Source organism: Vibrio sp. HI00D65, assembly GCF_001635455.1.
GTDB lineage: Bacteria > Pseudomonadota > Gammaproteobacteria > Enterobacterales > Vibrionaceae > Vibrio.
In genome coordinates this window covers 1-349 of sequence record NZ_LWEH01000369.1, presented here as the reverse complement: position 1 = coordinate 349, position 349 = coordinate 1, and the positions used below count along the sequence as shown (strand labels likewise).

Annotated in this window: 1 protein-coding gene; it reads right to left on the bottom strand. The window is 45.0% G+C overall.

Annotated features, from left to right (window positions below):
- Positions 1 to 349: SDR family NAD(P)-dependent oxidoreductase (locus A3712_RS21345; RefSeq protein ID WP_157618837.1), on the bottom strand; the 349-nt coding region annotated here is incomplete at both ends.

Here is a 349-nt window from a genome sequence, read left to right as displayed (position 1 = left end):
TCGACATTTAGAATCGTGCCCGTTACCCAAGAAGACTTATTCGATAGTAGGTACTCAATCGCGTCAGCAACATCGTCTGTAGAACCAATTCGACCGATTGGGTGGAAGTCGTTAAAACCTTGTAGTGCAGATTCAATCTCATCTTCAGCGATGAATGACTTATAAATTGTCGACATTACGACTGCTGGAGCCACTGCGTTTACACGTACACCGTGGTCACCTAGTTCAATGGCCAAGTTTTTTGTTAGTGCATGTAGTGCCGCTTTCTGCATTGAGTAAGCTGAAGAAGGCGTTGCTTTAATTGCTTGGTGTGCCCACATAGAACCGATGTTTACAATTGCGCCACCAC